Annotated in this window: 14 protein-coding genes and 1 pseudogene; 14 read left to right on the top strand and 1 reads right to left on the bottom strand. The window is 45.4% G+C overall.

What is annotated here, in order from left to right; genetic code table 11:
* Positions 1 to 21 precede the first annotated feature (21 nt).
* Positions 22 to 464 (bottom strand): annotated as a pseudogene (locus LI164_RS08110) (GTP pyrophosphokinase family protein); the annotation flags it as partial.
* A gap of 829 nt (positions 465 to 1,293) precedes the next feature.
* On the opposite strand from LI164_RS08110, the gene LI164_RS08105 reads away from it, so the two are divergent.
* From LI164_RS08105 to LI164_RS08040, 14 genes are all read left to right on the top strand, one after another.
* A complete protein-coding gene (locus LI164_RS08105; RefSeq protein WP_058965970.1) occupies positions 1,294 to 2,361 on the top strand; it encodes a DNA cytosine methyltransferase in 1,068 nt (355 codons plus the stop codon).
* Between the two features lie 112 nt (positions 2,362 to 2,473).
* Positions 2,474 to 2,788 (top strand): YdcP family protein, encoded by a 315-nt coding sequence (locus LI164_RS08100; RefSeq protein ID WP_002578441.1) that lies wholly within the window; start codon positions 2,474 to 2,476, stop codon positions 2,786 to 2,788.
* Positions 2,789 to 2,809: 21 nt separating this feature from the next.
* The gene (locus tag LI164_RS08095; protein WP_058965470.1) at positions 2,810 to 3,187 is read left to right on the top strand and encodes a YdcP family protein; all 378 of its coding nucleotides are present in this window, start codon (positions 2,810 to 2,812) and stop codon (positions 3,185 to 3,187) included.
* A gap of 38 nt (positions 3,188 to 3,225) precedes the next feature.
* Positions 3,226 to 4,623, top strand: a complete 1,398-nt coding sequence (locus LI164_RS08090) for an FtsK/SpoIIIE domain-containing protein (protein ID WP_058965469.1) — start codon at positions 3,226 to 3,228, stop codon at positions 4,621 to 4,623.
* A 152-nt stretch (positions 4,624 to 4,775) separates the two neighbouring features.
* Positions 4,776 to 5,999: a MobT family relaxase gene (mobT, locus tag LI164_RS08085; protein ID WP_058965968.1), complete on the top strand. Its 1,224-nt coding sequence runs from the start codon at positions 4,776 to 4,778 to the stop codon at positions 5,997 to 5,999.
* A 51-nt stretch (positions 6,000 to 6,050) separates the two neighbouring features.
* Positions 6,051 to 6,272, top strand: a complete 222-nt coding sequence (locus LI164_RS08080; protein WP_002570387.1) for a hypothetical protein — start codon at positions 6,051 to 6,053, stop codon at positions 6,270 to 6,272.
* Between the two features lie 120 nt (positions 6,273 to 6,392).
* On the top strand, positions 6,393 to 6,890 hold the full coding sequence (locus tag LI164_RS08075) for an antirestriction protein ArdA (RefSeq protein WP_117555914.1): 498 nt from the start codon (positions 6,393 to 6,395) through the stop codon (positions 6,888 to 6,890).
* Positions 6,891 to 6,980: 90 nt separating this feature from the next.
* Positions 6,981 to 7,373, top strand: a complete 393-nt coding sequence (locus tag LI164_RS08070) for a conjugal transfer protein (RefSeq protein WP_005427021.1) — start codon at positions 6,981 to 6,983, stop codon at positions 7,371 to 7,373.
* The gene (locus LI164_RS08065; RefSeq protein WP_227086985.1) at positions 7,357 to 9,810 is read left to right on the top strand and encodes an ATP-binding protein; all 2,454 of its coding nucleotides are present in this window, start codon (positions 7,357 to 7,359) and stop codon (positions 9,808 to 9,810) included. The genes LI164_RS08070 and LI164_RS08065 overlap by 17 nt, the downstream gene beginning before the upstream one ends.
* Positions 9,807 to 12,137, top strand: a complete 2,331-nt coding sequence (locus LI164_RS08060; RefSeq protein ID WP_227086978.1) for a CD3337/EF1877 family mobilome membrane protein — start codon at positions 9,807 to 9,809, stop codon at positions 12,135 to 12,137. The genes LI164_RS08065 and LI164_RS08060 overlap by 4 nt, the downstream gene beginning before the upstream one ends.
* A complete protein-coding gene (locus LI164_RS08055; RefSeq protein ID WP_227086977.1) occupies positions 12,134 to 13,138 on the top strand; it encodes a lysozyme family protein in 1,005 nt (334 codons plus the stop codon). The genes LI164_RS08060 and LI164_RS08055 overlap by 4 nt, the downstream gene beginning before the upstream one ends.
* A 16-nt stretch (positions 13,139 to 13,154) precedes the next feature.
* The gene (locus LI164_RS08050; protein WP_227086976.1) at positions 13,155 to 14,063 is read left to right on the top strand and encodes a conjugal transfer protein; all 909 of its coding nucleotides are present in this window, start codon (positions 13,155 to 13,157) and stop codon (positions 14,061 to 14,063) included.
* A 201-nt stretch (positions 14,064 to 14,264) separates the two neighbouring features.
* On the top strand, positions 14,265 to 15,086 hold the full coding sequence (locus tag LI164_RS08045) for a MerR family transcriptional regulator (RefSeq protein WP_077715691.1): 822 nt from the start codon (positions 14,265 to 14,267) through the stop codon (positions 15,084 to 15,086).
* A 77-nt stretch (positions 15,087 to 15,163) separates the two neighbouring features.
* Positions 15,164 to 16,141, top strand: coding sequence for a serine hydrolase (locus LI164_RS08040; RefSeq protein WP_077715693.1), 978 nt, complete (start codon positions 15,164 to 15,166; stop codon positions 16,139 to 16,141).
* The last annotated feature ends 97 nt before the right edge of the window (positions 16,142 to 16,238 follow it).

Raw genomic sequence — 16,238 nt, 5'->3', positions numbered from 1 at the left:
CCTACTTGCTCAGTTTTCTCCCTAAATTTCGTGGAACATACCAATTTTGTCTTTTATTCTCTGCATTTCATTATCTGCTTCAATGATAGCTCTTGCAGAATGAAGTAATTCTTCACTTATCTCATCATAGCCAGGCATTTCTTCAATTCCTTTTTTATAGCGAAGTTGATGTTCCAATGTTGCCCAGAAATCCATACCATTGGTTCGAATCTGTAATTCTACACGCATAGGTGTTTTACCCTTAGCAAAAAATACTGGTATTTCAACAATCATATGATAGCTTCGATAACCATTCGATTTTGGATTTTTATATAATCTTTTATTTCAATAACTTTAATATCATCCTGTTGGGTAATCAAATCTGATATCATATAAATATCGTCAATAAACGCACAAACTATTCGAACGCCTGCTACATCATTGAGATATGTCTGTATATTTTCTGTTGTAAATTCATATCCCATTCCCAAGTGTGATTCAAATGATAACATATCTAAAATTTTCACAGATAAACCATTCATTTTTAGCAACTGCTCATTCATAAGCACACCTTCTCTCATCTGGACTTTTCATTTATGTTACTACAGATATATTGAATTATCAAGACTGCAAATGTGGCGCAAATTCCATGTAAAAACTGTATTGCAGGGAATGATTCGATATGCAAGGTTCGAGAAAAAATATACCTCTATTAATATCTCAAACTTTTTCGGTGATTTTCGAGTTGGAAAAAATATTTTGAAAAAGAGTGAGAAAACTGATGCGCAAAAATGTTTTACTGATGAAGAACGAATTCGCATATGGAACACTTCATATTCAGCGTATTGAGACTAGGGCATTCACTCAAGATACAAGTACTGCCAAAAAGAAAAGTTATATAAACAACCAAAGGTTATTATCAATTTGACATTCAACAAAAAGCTGAGCGAAAAAAACAGATTGAACAGGCAATTAATTATTAGGTGATTACTCTCAAGAATCAAGAAAATAAAAAAGCCTCACAAAGCCCGTGTTAGCAAGGCTTTGATAAGGATGGTAGTAGAAAACCAGTAAAATCAAGGCTTTGCAGACAGCAGGCAGACGGTGCTTTTATAAAAAATGAATATGAAGATGGAAAAAGACGCATTTTGAGATTTGCGTCTTTTTCTATTGGGCTTTCTGCTTTACCTTGAGAAATGAGCAGACAACAGCAAACGCCATTGAATGGACTTCCATTGATGGTGTTTTTTTATTGTCTGGAAAGGAGCAGAAAAATGGAAACAACACATGAAAAAGCAAAACGAAAGGCGGTCTATGTGTGCCCTTAAATTAGGAAGCCTGTTTGACGGAATCGGCGTGTTCCCTCTTGCGGCTTCCCGTAATGGAATTATTCCCGTTTGGGCAAGCGAGATTGAAAAATCCCCGATAGCCATAACCAAACGCCACTTCCCAGACATGGAACATTTAGGGGATATTACAAAGATACACGGAGGAAACATCTCTCCTGTTCACATTATTACATTCGGTTCGCCCTGCCAGAACCTTTCTAAAATCGGAAAGCGTGAGGGACTGGCCGGAAGCAAATCAGGACTGTTTTTTCAGGCTATCAGAATTATAGAAGAAATGAGGTGTGCTACAAATGGGTTATATCCAGTTATCGCTGTTTGGGAAAACGTCATGGGAGCGTTTTCTTCAAATGACCGGATGGATTTTAGAGCCGTGCTGCAATCATTTTCCGATACCGAAATTTCAATGCCTCCTACTGGAGGATGGGCTAACGCCGGTATGGTGCGAGGGGGAAAGACTGACCTGTGCTGGCGGCTCATGGATGCCCAGTATTGGGGAAAGCCCCGGCTTGTTCAGCGAAGAAAAAGAATCTTCCTCGTGGCAGATTTTAGAGGACAGCGTTCCGCAGAAATACTATTTAAGCCCCGCGATATGTTCCCGCTTCCTCCGCCTTGCACAGACTACGGACTGCCCACCGCCGGAGCCAGTCGAATATCTCTTGATAAAACAAGGGGGAAAATACCCGTCATCCGCCCCTTTCAGGAACGGCGTATGCGGAGTGCCGCAAAATCAGGAAATCAGTCTGCTTTCCTCACAAGTTTCGGACGACCAGATGAACCTTTTCCAACTCTGTTGGCAAAAGCAGTCAATATGATTTCATTCTGGTATGAGGGAGAAGAAAAAGACGGAGTTCTCCGAAATTTGACACCCGTAGAGTGTGAGCGTTTGATGGGATTACCGGATGGGTGGACAGCATATGGAAATTTAGGACAGCCCATTAGCGATAATGCACGGTGCAAAGCACTTGGAAACGCAATCGCCCTGCCGTGTGCTGATTACATCATGGCAGGAATAGCAGAAACCATACATGAATAAGAAAGGCGGTCTTGTATGACAGAGAAGAATCGTTCCCCTCCGCTGTCGGATGGAACATCAACAGAAACTATCGAACCAACTATATTATTTCAGAAAGGACAGGTACATCTATATGGAATTAAAATTCGTTATCCCCAACATGGAAAAGACATTCGGCAACTTGGAGTTTGCCGGAGAAGACAAAACAGAACAGAGAAGAATCAACGGACGCATGGCGGTACTCTCCCGAAGCTTCAACCTTTATTCAGACGTACAGAGGGCGGATGATATTGTGGTTATCCTCCCTGCCGAAGCCGGAGAAAAACATTTTGACTTTGAGGAACGTGTGAAGCTCGTCAATCCCCGTATCACCGCAGAGGGCTATAAAATCGGCACAAGGGGCTTTACCAACTACATTTTACACGCTGACGATATGGTAAAAGCATAAGGAAAAGGAGGACATCAGACTATGAGATTAGCAAACGGAATCGTGATTGACAAGGAAGCAACATTCGGGGCATTGAAATTTTCTGCCCTCCGCCGTGAGGTTCACCTCCAGAATGAAGACGGCTCGGTATCAGAAGAAATCAAGGAGCGTACCTATGACTTAAAATCCAGAGGACAGGGGCGTATGATTCAGGTTTCTATCCCTGCCAGCGTGCCGTTAAAGGAGTTCGATTACAACGCAGAGGTGGAGCTTATCAATCCAGTGGCAGATACCGTGGCAACGGCTACCTTTCAGGGAGCAGAGGTGGACTGGTACATCAAAGCAGAGGATATTGTCCTGAAAAAAGGGGCTGCCATGAATCCCCAGACACCGAAGAAAGACGTTCCCCCTGTAAAATAGCAGCTAAATAAGAGAAAAGCGAAAGGAGGATTGTTCCCATGAAGCAGCTTTTCCCCCGTGGAAAACGTATCCGCCCCACGGATAAAGACCTTGTGTTCCATACTGCCCTTGCCGCCCTGTTCCCTGTCTTCCTGCTGGTTGTCCTGCTGTTTCATATCCGGCAAATTGCCGGAACCGACTGGCAGGAAGTGTCCCTCTCCCAGATAGTACAGGATGTAAATATCCCTTACCTGTTATTCAGCATGGGCGTGGCAGGGCTGGTGTGCCTTACAGCAGTTCTTCTGTTCTGGCGATACCGCAGGGATGAAGTAAAGCAACTCATCCACCGCCAAAAGCTGGCAAGGATGGTGTTGGAAAACAAGTGGTATGAATCGGAGCAGAGAAAGGAGGACGCTTTTTTCAAGGACTTGTCTTCCAGCCGTTCCAAGGAAACCATCACTTACTTTCCAAAAATCTATTACCGGATGAAACAGGGTTTGCTCCATATCCGTGTGGAAATCACCTTGGGTAAATATCAGGAACAGCTCTTAAACTTGGAGAAAAAGCTGGAAAGCGGCTTGTACTGTGAGCTGACGGATAAAGAATTAAAGGATTCCTACGTGGAGTACACCCTGCTCTATGATACCATTGGAGGCCGTATCTCCATTGAGGACGTACAGGCAAAGGACGGCAGGCTCCGGCTCATGGAAAATGTCTGGTGGGAGTATGACAAGCTCCCCCATATGCTCATTGCCGGAGGAACCGGCGGCGGAAAGACCTACTTTATCCTGACCCTCATTGAAGCCCTGCTCCGCACCAACGCCGTCCTGTCCGTGTTAGACCCGAAGAACGCCGACCTTGCGGATTTACAGGCGGTTATGCCGGATGTGTACTACAAAAAGGAAGATATGCTCGCCTGCATTGACCGTTTCTATGAAGAAATGATGAAACGCAGCGAAGACATGAAGCTCATGGAGAATTACCGGACAGGGGAAAACTACGCTTACTTGGGGCTTCCTGCAAATTTCCTTATCTTTGATGAATATGTAGCATTTATGGAAATGCTCGGCACAAAGGAAAACGCCGCTGTCCTCAACAAATTAAAGCAAATCGTTATGCTTGGGCGGCAGGCTGGTTTCTTCCTGATTCTCGCCTGCCAGCGTCCGGACGCAAAGTATCTGGGGGACGGAATCCGTGACCAGTTTAATTTCCGTGTAGCTCTGGGGCGGATGTCGGAAATGGGTTATGGAATGATGTTCGGGGAAACCACAAAGGACTTCTTCCTCAAGCAGATAAAAGGGCGTGGCTATGTGGATGTGGGAACCAGCGTTATCTCGGAGTTTTACACGCCCCTTGTCCCAAAAGGACACGATTTCCTCAAAGAAATAAAAAAACTGACAGACAGCAGGCAGGGAGTGCAGGCGGCGTGCGAAGCGAAAGCCGCAGAAACGGACTGACCTGCTGTGGCTGGTGTGCCGCAAGGCACGCCAGCATAAACCCCTCGTATCTAACAGAGGGGTACAAATCGACAGGCAACAACCAAACAACAGGGCAAAATCCCACGGTACACAAGGGATTTTCCCCATATCCGGCGTGTGTCAACAAGGCTCTGAAAGTTGACATACGCTTTTTTAGACAGGAGGGATTTTCACTGAATGAAGAAACATGGGTACGGGACATCAAAGAAAAACGGGAAATTTATGGTATCTCACAACAGAAACTTGCGTTAGCTGCCGGAATCACACGTCCGTACCTGAGCGATATTGAAACGGGCAAGGCTCACCCGTCCGAAGCATTACAGGAAGCCATCACGGAAGCTCTGGAACGCTTCAATCCAGACACTCCCCTTGAAATGCTCTTTGATTATGTGCGGATTCGTTTTCCCACTACGGATGTGAAGCATATCGTGGAAGACGTGCTTCGGCTAAGGCTTCCCTACTTTATCCATGAAGACTACGGCTTCTACTCTTACACAGAACATTACTATCTTGGGGATATTTTCGTTTTGGTATCGCCGGAACTGGAAAAAGGGGTGCTGCTGGAACTGAAAGGGCGTGGCTGCCGCCAGTTTGAAAGCTATCTGCTGGCACAGGAACGGAGCTGGTATGAGTTTTTCATGGACGTTCTCATGGAGGACGGCGTGATGAAGCGGCTTGACCTCGCCATCAATGACAAAACGGGAATCCTGAACATTCCCCATCTGACAGAGAAGTGCCGGAATGAGGAATGTATCTCGGTCTTCCGCAGCTTCAAAAGCTACCGCAGCGGCGAACTGGTACGGCGTGAGGAAAAAGAATGTATGGGGAACACCCTGTATATCGGCTCCCTCCAAAGTGAGGTGTACTTCTGCATTTACGAAAAAGACTATGAGCAGTACAAAAAGCATGATATTCCCATTGAAGACGCAGAGGTAAAGAACCGTTTTGAAATCCGGCTGAAAAATGAGCGTGCCTTTTACGCCATCCGTGACCTGTTAGAACATGACAATCCAGAACGGACAGCCTTTCAAATCATCAACCGTTATGTCCGGTTCGTGGATAGGGACGATACGAAGCCCCGTTCTGACTGGCGTATCAATGAGGAATGGGCGTGGTTCATTGGAGAACACAGAGGAATCCTGAAACTGACAACCAAACCGGAACCCTATTCCTTTGAACGTACCCTGCACTGGCTCTCCCATCAGGTAGCCCCCACGTTAAAGCTGGCTCTCCGTCTGGATAAGATGAACCACACCCAGATTGTCCATGACATCATCACCCATGCAAAGCTGACGGAGAAACACGAAAAAATCCTGAAGCAGCAAGCCGCCGCTGCAAAGGAGGTGGTGCTTTAACGGCGGCAATCTTGGAACCTAAGAACTCTTACAGGAAAGAAAGGAGCTTTTATGAATTTCGGACAGAATCTTTATAACTGGTTTTTATCCAACGCCCAGTCCCTTGTGCTGCTGGCAATCGTGGTGATTGGACTGTACCTCGGATTTAAGAGGGAATTTTCCAAACTTATCGGTTTTCTGGTGGTGTCCCTTGTAGCGGTCGGTCTGGTCTTCAATGCGGACGGTGTAAAGGACATCTTACTGGAACTGTTCAATAAGATTATCGGTGCATAGGAAACCCTTGTTACACTTCCGTTATGGAGCAAGCTCTGATTGCTTCATGGCGGAAGTCCACTAGGGGCTTGGGGAGCGTAACTCCCCAAAAGAAGCATGACAGAGAATGAAGGTGACACTATGGAAGAAATGCGGATTTACATTGCCAACTTAGGCAAATACAATGAGGGCGAACTGGTAGGGGCATGGTTCACGCCGCCTGTGGATTTTGAGGAAGTCAAGGAACGTATCGGCTTGAATGATGAGTATGAGGAATACGCCATCCATGATTATGAGCTGCCCTTTGCGATTGACGAATATACCCCCATTGAGGAAGTCAACCGCCTGTGTGAGATGGTGGAGGACTTACCGGAATATATTCAGGAGGAACTATCGGAGCTGCAATCCTACTTTGGCAGTATCGAAGAACTCTGTGAGCATGAAGACGATATTATCTGCCATTCCGGCTGTGACGATATGGCGGATGTGGCTCGCTGCTATCTGGAAGAAAGCGGACAACTTGGGGAACTTCCGGCACACTTACAAAACTATATCGACTATGCCGCCTATGGGCGTGACATGGAATTGGAGGGAACCTTTGTTGTCACAAACCACGGCGTATATGAAATCTTACGGTAGACCCGTCTGTATCTCTTTCAGGAAATACAGGCGGATTTTTTGATTCAGGGGTGGCTTTTGCTGCCCCATCTTTTAGAAAGGACGGATAACATGAAAAAAATACGAAGCTATACCAGTATCTGGTCGGTGGAAAAGGTACTCTATTCCATCAATGATTTTAAACTGCCATTCCCCATCACGTTCACACAGATGGCGTGGTTCGTGGTGTCGGTGTTTGCGGTTATGCTCTTGGGGAACCTCCCTCCTCTTTCGTTCATTGACGGAGCATTTTTGAAATACTTCGGCGTACCCTTTGCCCTCACTTGGTTCATGTGCCAGAAGACCTTTGACGGGAAGAAGCCTTACGGCTTCCTGAAATCCGTACTGGCATATCTGGTACGCCCGAAACTGACCTATGCAGGAAAGCCCGTGAAGCTGGAAAAGGAATATCCGGCACAACCCATCACGGCAGTAAGGAGTGATATTTATGGCATATCCGATTAAGTATATCGAAAATAACCTTGTATTCAACCATGACGGGGAGTGCTTCGCTTACTATGAGCTGCTTCCCTACAACTATTCTTTTTTAAGCCCTGAACAGAAATATCAGGTACACGATTCGTTCCGGCAGCTTATCGCCCAGAACAGGGACGGGAAGATTCACGCCCTGCAAATCAGCACCGAATCCAGCATACGGGCAGCACAGGAACGCTCCAAACAGGAAGTAACAGGCAAGTTAAAAGATATTGCCTGTGCAAAGATTGACGCACAGACCGAAGCCCTGATTTCCATGATAGGGGAAAATCAGGTGGACTACCGCTTTTTTATCGGCTTCAAGCTGCTTGTCAATGAGCAGGAAGTCACCATGAAGCAGTTTCGCAGGGAAGCAAAGACCGCCGTTTCCGATTTCCTCCATGAAGTCAACCACAAACTCATGGGGGATTTTGTTTCCATGAGCAATGAAGAAATCTGGCGGTTTCAGAAGATGGAAAAGCTGCTGGAAAGTAAAATCTCACGCCGCTTCAAAGTCCGGCGGCTTAACAAGGACGATTTTGGCTATCTGATTGAGCATTTATACGGGCAGACCGGAACCGCCTACGAAGATTATGAGTATTATCTTCCGAAGAAACGGTTTCAGGAGGAAACGCTGGTGAAATACTATGACCTCATCAAACCCACCCGTTGTCTGATAGAGGAAAACCAACGGTATCTGAAAATCGAACAGGAAGACGGGACAGTATATGCCGCCTACTTTACCATCAACAGCATTGTGGGGGAACTGGACTTCCCATCCTCGGAAATCTTTTACTATCAGCAGCAGCAATTCACCTTTCCCATTGATACCTCTATGAATGTGGAGATTGTGACAAACCGGAAAGCCCTCTCCACGGTGCGGAACAAGAAAAAAGAGCTGAAAGATTTGGACAACCACGCATGGCAGAATGACAGTGAAACCAGTACAAACGTGGTGGACGCTTTAGACAGCGTAAATGAGCTGGAATCCACCTTAGACCAGAGCAAGGAATCCATGTATAAGCTGTCCTATGTGGTGCGTGTGACGGCTCCCGACTTGGAGGAACTGAAACGCCGCTGCAATGAGGTGAAAGATTTTTATGACGATTTGAACGTGAAGCTGGTTCGCCCCTTTGGGGATATGCTGGGGCTGCATGGGGAATTTCTCCCTGCCAGCAAACGGTATCTGAACGATTACATCCAGTATGTCACCAGTGACTTCCTTGCTGGTCTTGGCTTCGGGGCAACCCAGATGTTAGGGGAACCGGAGGGCATTTATATCGGGTACAGCCTTGATACAGGAAGAAACGTCTACTTAAAGCCTGCCCTTGCCAGTCAAGGGGTAAAAGGCTCCGTCACCAACGCCCTTGCTGCCGCTTTTGTCGGCTCCCTCGGCGGTGGAAAATCATTCAGCAACAACATGATTGTCTATTATTCCGTATTATTTGGGGCACAGGCTCTCATTGTTGACCCGAAAGCGGAACGGGGACGCTGGAAAGAAACCCTGCCGGAAATCGCCCATGAAATCAATATCGTAAACCTGACCTCAGAGGAACAGAACAGGGGCTTGCTCGACCCCTATGTGATTATGGAGAACCCAAAGGATTCCGAATCACTGGCAATCGACATCCTGACCTTTTTAACAGGCATTTCCAGCCGTGACGGGGAAAAGTTCCCTGTTCTTCGGAAAGCCATCCGTGCAGTAACAAACAGTGAGGAACGGGGGCTTTTCAAAGTGATTGAGGAACTTCGGGCGGAGGGAACCACCATCAGCACCAGCATAGCCGACCATATCGAATCCTTTACGGACTATGACTTTGCACACCTGCTCTTTTCGGATGGGGATGTCACACAGTCCATCAGCCTTGAAAAGCAGCTCAACATCATTCAGGTGGCGGATTTGGTGCTGCCGGATAAGGAAACCTCGTTTGAAGAATACACCACAATGGAACTGCTTTCCGTGGCAATGCTCATTGTAATCAGCACCTTTGCCCTCGACTTCATCCATACAGACCGCAGCGTGTTTAAGATTGTGGATTTGGATGAAGCATGGAGCTTCTTACAGGTGGCACAGGGCAAGACCCTTTCTATGAAGCTGGTTCGTGCCGGACGTGCCATGAACGCAGGCGTTTACTTTGTCACCCAGAACACGGACGATTTGCTGGATGAAAAGCTGAAAAATAATCTGGGCTTGAAGTTTGCGTTCCGTTCCACGGACATCAACGAAATCAAGAAGACCCTCGCCTTTTTCGGGGTGGATTCCGAAGATGAAAACAACCAGAAGCGGCTCCGTGACTTGGAAAACGGGCAGTGCCTTATCAGTGATTTGTACGGGCGTGTGGGAGTGATACAGTTCCATCCTATCTTTGAAGACCTGTTCCATGCCTTTGATACCAGACCGCCCGTAAGAAAAGAGGTGGAGGTATGAAGATAAGAAAGCCCATCCAGCAGGGGACAGCCCTTGTCCCTTGCCGGACAAAGGGAGAAAACTCTTTTAAAAAAATCGGGAGTATAGCAGGAAAAGTGCTTCTGGCACTCCTGCTCATCCTCCTGCTGCTGGCAGTCTTCGGCACAGCCGCCCACGCTGCCGGACTGGTGGATGATACGGTGGACGCTGCCAACGAATACAGCAAATATCCTCTGGACAACTACCAGCTTGATTTTTATGTGGACAGCGGATGGGACTGGCTCCCGTGGAACTGGCTGGACGGTATCGGAAAACAGGTGATGTACGGGCTGTATGCCATCACAAATTTTATCTGGACAATCAGCCTGTACCTTTCCAACGCCACGGGGTATCTGATTCAGGAAGCCTACTCGCTGGACTTTATTTCCTCTACGGCGGATTCTATCGGGAAAAATATGCAGACCCTTGCAGGCGTTACCACAGGCGGCTTGTCCTCGGAGGGATTTTATATCGGGTTCCTGCTGATTCTCATTCTGGTGGTGGGGATTTACGTTGCCTACACAGGACTTATCAAACGGGAAACCACAAAAGCCATCCATGCCGTTGTGAATTTCGTGGTGGTGTTCGTGCTGTCCGCTGCCTTTATCGCTTATGCTCCTGATTATATTGGGAAAATCAATGAATTTTCCGCAGACATCAGCAATGCCAGCCTGACCCTTGGCACAAAGATTGTGCTGCCAAACTCGGAAAGCCAGGGAAAAGACAGCGTGGATTTGATACGGGACAGCCTGTTTTCCATTCAGGTCAAGCAGCCGTGGCTCCTGCTGCAATACGGCAACTCGGATGTGGAAAGCCTTGGGGCTGACCGTGTGGAACGCCTGCTCTCAACCAGTCCAGACGAAAACAACGGGCAGGACAGGGAAGAAATCGTAGTGGAGGAAATCGAAGACAGGGAAAATACCAACCTTACCATCACAAAGACCATCAACCGCTTGGGAACCGTATTCTTCCTGTTTATGTTCAATATCGGTATCTCCGTTTTTGTATTCCTGCTCACGGGGATAATGATTTTTTCACAGGTGCTTTTTATCATCTACGCCATGTTCCTGCCTGTGAGCTTCCTCCTCAGCATGGTTCCCTCTTTTGAGGGGATGTCCAAACGTGCCATTACAAAACTGTTCAATACCATCCTTACCAGAGCCGGAATCACCCTGATTATCACGGTAGCGTTCAGCATTTCCACCATGCTCTACAACCTGTCTGGGGAATATCCGTTCTTCCTGACGGCGTTCTTGCAGATAGTGACCTTTGCCGGAATTTATTTTAAGCTGGGGGATTTGATGGGGATGTTCTCCTTACAGAGCGGCGATTCCCAAAGTATGGGGAGCCGTATCATGCGAAGACCCCGTATGCTCATGCACGCCCATATGCACCGTTTACAGCATAAGTTAGGGCGTTCTGTGGCAGCTCTTGGGGCTGGAACGGCTGCATACCACGCAGGGAAACAAGCTAGCCCAGACCAGAGAAATGCTTCCAACTCCGGTACTTCCAAAAATACACAGGCAGACCACACCCGACCAAACGGACGGGCAGCACCAGAAAAGGAATCTGCATGGAAACGGGCTGGCTCTGCTGTGGGTGCGGTGGCAGATACCAAAGATAAGATAGCCGATACTGCCGGACAGCTTCGGGAGCAGGCAAAGGATTTGCCTGTCAATGCAAAGTACGCCCTTTACCACGGGAAAACACAGGTATCAGAGGGAGTACGGGATTTTACTTCCAGCGTGACCCAGACCCGAACTGCCAGAGCCGAACAGCGGAACGCACAGGCAGAAAGCCGCAGACAGACCATTGCAGAACGCAGGGCGGAACTGGAACAGGCAAAACAGCCGCAACAGACAGCTTCCGAATCCCCCAAAGGGGCGGCTCCCGTCCATGAACGCCCTGTTACTGCAAAGCAGCCGGAAGATTTCCGACATCATGCAGATACCACTCATACAGGAAAACCAGCCATGCAGCCGGTTTCCCCATCCATCAGGGAACGGGGACAGGTTCCTTATGGGGGAACTGTGGCAGAACGGGCTTCGGTTCCGGTAGTAAAGGCAGCTTCCATCCACCATGAACAGATACCGTCTGCAAGGACAGAACGCCAGATACTCCCTCCGGCTTCCCCAGACAAACCAGAGGAAAGACAAAAGGCAAATACGGCTCCTGTGATACCGGAAAGAAAACGGGCTGCCCCTGCGGTAAAAGAATCGAACTTTACCATCCGGCGTACCACCGCCAGAAAGGAGTGGACAAAAACGGTAACAGCGGCTGCCAAACAAAAGAAAGGGGAGAAACCATGAAGTTAAGACACCTTTTCTTTGCCTGTTCCGGCGTGTTCGTGATGATGTTCTCCCTGCTCCTTTTGGTGGTGATTGTCTTCTCGGATGAGGAAGACGGCGGAAGCGGCGGAAACCTTATCTATGGGGGCGTGAGCGTATCACAGGAAGTCCTCGCCCATAAGCCTATGCTGGAAAAGTATGCAAGGGAATATGGCATAGAGGAATACTTAAATGTGCTGCTCGCCATCATTCAGGTGGAATCCGGCGGCACGCTGGAAGACGTTATGCAGTCCTCGGAATCCCTTGGGCTTCCCCCAAACTCCCTTAGCACAGAGGAATCCATCAAACAGGGCTGCAAATATTTCTCGGAACTGCTCGCAGCGGCAGAAACAAAGGGCTGTGACTTAAACAGTGTGATTCAGTCCTACAACTACGGCGGCGGTTTCCTAGACTATGTGGCAGGACGTGGAAAAAAATACACCTTTGAACTGGCAGAAAGCTTCGCAAGGGACAAATCCGGCGGAAAGAAAGTCACCTACACCAACCCTGTTGCGGTAGAGAAAAACGGGGGCTGGCGGTATTCCTACGGGAATATGTTCTATGTCCTCTTGGTATCGCAATACCTGACCGTGGCACAGTTTGATAATGAAACGGTACAGGCTATCATGGACGAAGCCTTAAAGTATGAGGGCTGGACGTATGTGTATGGGGGCGATTCCCCCTCCACTTCCTTTGACTGTTCGGGACTGGTGCAGTGGTGCTATGGCAAGGCAGGAATCGCCCTGCCACGGACAGCACAGGAACAGTACAAAGTGACGCAGCACATCCCCCTGTCCGAAGCAAAAGCAGGGGATTTAGTCTTTTTCCACTCCACCTACAACGCCGGAACCTACATCACCCATGTGGGGCTGTATGTGGGAAATAACCGGATGTACCATGCCGGAAATCCCATTGGTTACGCAGACCTGACAGGCTCCTACTGGCAACAGCACCTTGCCGGAGCCGGACGAATCAAACAATAAGAAAGGATGACCCGATATGATTCAGATTAGAAAAGAGGAAAACCAGAAAAAGCAGAAAGAAAAGAAACTGAAAGTCTACAAAGTCAATACCCATAAAAAAACCGTGATTGCCCTGTGGGTGCTGCTGGCAGTGAGCTTCCTGTTTGCCGTCTATAAGAATTTCACGGCGATAGACATTCATACTGTCCATGAAACCAAAGTAATTGAGGAAACCATCCTCGACACCCACAAGATAGAGAATTTTGTGGAGAATTTCGCAGAAGTCTACTATTCATGGGAACAGTCCGCTGCTTCCATTGATAACCGGACAAATGCTTTAAAAGGCTATCTCACCGGAGAACTGCAAGCCCTGAATGTAGATACTGTCCGAAAAGACATCCCCGTATCGTCTGCCCTGACCGATTTTCAGATATGGGAAATCACAGAAGAAAAGGAGCAGCATTATCAAGTGACCTATACGGTGGAACAGCGTATCACAGCGGGAGAATCCAGTAAAAACGTCCGTTCCGCCTATCAGGTGACGGTCTATGTGGACGGCTCTGGAAACCTGACGATTATCCAGAACCCAACCATCACCAGCGTTCCCGTAAAATCCGGCTATACGCCAAAAGCAGTACAAAGTGACGGTACGGTGGATTCCATCACCACGGAGGACATCAACGAATTTCTCACTACCTTTTTCAAGCTGTACCCTACGGCAACCGCAAAGGAGCTGACCTATTATGTAAATGAGGGTGTGCTGAAACCTGTGGGAAAAGAATATATTTTCTCCGAACTGGTAAATCCGGTCTACAATCGAAGCGGAAATCAGGTGACCGCTTCCCTTGCAGTGAAATATCTGGATAACCAGACCATGACAACACAGGTATCACAGTTTGACCTTGTGCTGGAAAAGAACGGGGAAAACTGGAAGATTGTTGGATAACATTAAATAATAAAGGCTTGTATCTTGCTTTTTAGTGGCATACAAGCCTTTTTATAAAACTAAAAATAGTTGGAAATTTATTTTTTATCGTGTTATTTTATGTGTAAATGGAGGATAGCATATAGAATTATCACATTGACTTTACCCTTACGGCAAGGTGTACTATAAGTGTGGAAGTAGTAAATTGAAAGGATGAGATTTATGTTATCTATTGGTGAATTTTCAAAGATATGTAAAGTTTCTACAAAAACACTTCGTTATTATGATGAAATCGGACTTATAAATCCCAGTAAAATCAATCAAGAGAACGGTTATAGATATTATTCCATTGAGCAATTAGAAACCATGTTATTTGTTAACCGTCTAAAACAATATAATTTTTCTTTGGAAGAAATTAGAGCAATTATTACATCTGAAGAAATACCAAATGAAAAATTATCCATAGAACTTTATAAGAAAAAGGTAGAATTAGAAAAACAAATACAGATATATTCGCAAATTACAGAACGATTAAATGAAGATATAGCGGCTTTGAAACAAGGAAAATCAATTATGTCTTATTTGAATAAGATTGATGTACAACTTGTTGAATTACCGGTTATGTATTTGGTTTCTATTCGTAAAATGGTTTATAAGTTTGAAATGGAAGAACAATACGCTTATTGTTTTAATTCAATATTAAGGAAAATTCAATATGACAAATTAACCGCCACTGCTCCGCCTATGGTACTTTTTCATAGTGATGAGTTTACTCCTTTGGGATTAGATACCGAATTTGCTATTCCAGTAAAGCAATTTGTCACGGGAACAAGAGATTTTTATCCGGGACTATGTTTAAAAACAACTCTACATGGCGGATATTCTAATTTGCCATCTATTTATACGAAACAATGTAAATGGGCAGAACAGAATGGTTATGAAAACAATGGTCCCCTTTATGAAGTTTATATTACTGACCCAACACAAACTTCAAACGAAGATGAATTTATAACTGAAATTTATTATCCAGTAAAAAAGAAATAGGTATACATCAAAGATTAAAATTTTTGTGAATAGAAGTTTCAGATACGATAACGTGAAATGGAGATGAGATTGATACTATGAATAGAAAAGAACTACACGATTTTATTGAAGAAAAACAGCCTAATATCTGTCAAATATCATGCTATAAAGACGGTAAAGAAGTTTATTCTGATGAATGGAATAATTATAAAAAAATAGATACTTGCCATGTTATGTCTGCAACCAAAAGTATCGTAGCACTACTTGTAGGGATAGCACTTGATAAAGGATTTATAAAAAGCACAGACCAACCTGTACTAGATTTCTTCCCTGAATACAAAATTAAAAGAGGAGAAAAAACAATTCAAAAAGTTACAATCAAACATTTACTGACTATGACTGCACCATATAAGTATAAGTACGAACCGTGGACTAAAATTTGTTCAAGTGATGATTGGACGGTTTCAGCTTTAGATTTTCTAGGTGGAAGAAAAGGATTGACTGGACAATTCAAATATTCAACTTTAGGCATACATATACTAACTGGTATTATATCAAAAACGAGTGGTCTGAAAGTCGTGGACTTTGCAAATAAGTTTTTATTTGAACCTATTGGAGTAGAAAAACATATAAATTATTTAGCAGAAACTGCCGAAGAACATAAACATTTTACTATATGTAAAGAACCGCAAAAAAATATATGGTTTTGTGACCCAAAAGGAATAGGTACGGCTGGATATGGTTTATGCTTTTCTGCAATAGATATGGCGAAAATTGGACAACTTTGTTTAGATAAAGGTGTTCATAATGGAAAACAACTTGTATCATCTAAATGGATTGAAGAAATAACAAAACCAAATTATAAATGCGGAGAAGAATTTAGAAATATGTCTTATGGGTATCTTTGGTGGATTGTGAATGAAAATGTATATGCAGCCATAGGAAATAGTGGGAATGTTATATATGTAAATTCATTAGAAAATATAGTGATAGCAGTTACATCATATTTTAAGCCAACCATATTCGACCGTATAGATTTTATACAAAAGTATATTGAGCCGTTTATTTCAATTTAATTCTGAACTGCTGAATCCGGTTTGCACCCGAAGCGGAAATTAGGTAGCATCTTACTTTTCAAGTGAAATATTTGTGATAATTTTAACTTGCCTATTG

Source organism: Dorea sp. 210702-DFI.3.125 (assembly GCF_020560945.1).
In the GTDB taxonomy this organism is placed as follows: Bacteria; Bacillota; Clostridia; order Lachnospirales; family Lachnospiraceae; genus Dorea; species Dorea formicigenerans.
Note: the sequence above shows the minus strand (reverse complement) of the source record. Positions and strands in the feature narration are given on the sequence as shown.